2 protein-coding genes are annotated in these 1762 nt (G+C 23.9%); both read left to right on the plus strand.

The annotated features are described in order from the left end of the window. On the plus strand, positions 1-560 hold a 560-nt coding region (locus tag LDP10_RS02830), incomplete at its 5' end, for a lyase family protein (RefSeq protein ID WP_265197235.1). A 559-nt stretch (positions 561-1119) separates the two neighbouring features. Then, on the plus strand, positions 1120-1762 hold a 643-nt coding region (locus LDP10_RS02835; RefSeq protein WP_265197236.1), incomplete at its 3' end, for a serine O-acetyltransferase.

The raw sequence follows: 1762 nt of genomic DNA on the forward strand, positions 1-1762 counted from the left end.
CTGATGATGTAACATCCGGTTCTTCATTAATGCCTCAAAAAAAAAATCCAGATGCTCTAGAATTAATTCGAGGTAAAACTGGTCGTGTGTATGGTTCTTTGATAAGTATTTTAGTATTGTTGAAAGGTTTACCTTTAGCATATAATAAAGATATGCAAGAAGATAAAGAAGGATTGTTTGATGCATTAGATACTTGGAATAGTTGTTTGCATATGTCTATTTTAGTTTTAAAGGGAATTAAAATAAATAAGTTTGTTTGCCGAGAAGCTGCAAAGAAAGGTTACTCTAATGCTACTGAATTGGCGGATTATCTAGTGCGAAAAAGTATACCTTTTCGTGATGCTCATCGTATTGTTGGAAAGATTGTATTAGAAGCAATAGAAAGAAACATATCACTGCAGGAAATAGATATTTTAACTTTTAAAAAATATTGCCCTGTTATTTCTTCTGATGTATATGATGTATTAGATTTATGTTCTATCATAAATAAAAGAAATTCTAAAGGCGGGGTTTCAAAGGAACAAGTGTCTTGTGTTATTTCCGCATTGAAACATGAATAATCTTTATTTTATTTAATGTTTTTTTTAATCGATTTCTAATTAAAATTGATAATTATTCATCGCGACATAAAAATATGTCGCGATATTTTTTATTACAAATAAAAAAAAATTTTAAATTTTAAAAAAGATGTGATTTAAAATATTTACTAACATTTTTTAGGTGTGATTTCAGGTTAGTTTAAATAAGAAAAATGTTTATTGAAAAATAATATAGTTTATGGTGAATTATTTAATCTAAAATTTTACTAAATCATTTTAATTTTAATTAAACTATATATTTTTAACGTTAATAAAATAGGTATTTTATAAATAAAATAAATTTTTAAAAAATAAAAAATTATTTTAGTGACATATGATTATTTATTATGTAAAAATTTTATGTAATGAGTTGTAATAGAAGTTTTTATAAATACTAAATATATTTAGTTTATTATTAATTAAATATTAATTTATAAATTAATATTTAATTAATAATAAAAATAAGTTGAATGAGTGATATATGAGTTAAAAAATTTTTTAATTTTTATTAATTATTTTATCTTTTTTAGGAGGAAAAATTTTGCTTGAAGAAATTAATTTAGTATGGGAAAAAATAAGGTCAGAAATAAAAATTATATCAGATAATGAACCTACATTGTCTAAATTTTATTATTTAATGGTATTACAGCATAAATCTTTTTTACAAGCATTAAGTTTTATTTTATCTAATAAATTGCAAAATAAAATGATTGTGGATTTTTTTTTACAAGACACTTTTGAAAAAGTATATTTATCTGATTTATCTTTACTAAAATCTGCTGTTAAAGACATATATGCTGTGTACGATCGAGATCCTGTAATAGATCACTATTCTACTATATTTTTATATTTAAAAGGTTTTCATGCTTTACAAATATATCGTATTAGTCATAAATTATGGGAAATAGGACGTAAATCATTTGCATTATTTTTGCAAAATACAGTATCAGTATTATTTTCGGTTGATATTCATCCTGCTGCTGAAATTGGATATGGTATTATGTTAGATCATGCTACCGGTATTGTAATAGGAGAAACTGTTTTAGTAGAAAATAACGTTTCTATTTTACAATCTGTAACATTAGGTAGTACCGGGAAAATTACTGGGAAAAGACATCCTACTGTAAGGGAAGGAGTTATTATAGGAGCTGGAGCAAAGATTCTTGGAGATATAGAAATTGGCT

It is taken from the genome of Buchnera aphidicola (Pemphigus obesinymphae) (assembly GCF_026122815.1).
Lineage (GTDB): Bacteria > Pseudomonadota > Gammaproteobacteria > Enterobacterales > Enterobacteriaceae > Buchnera_C > Buchnera_C aphidicola_BJ.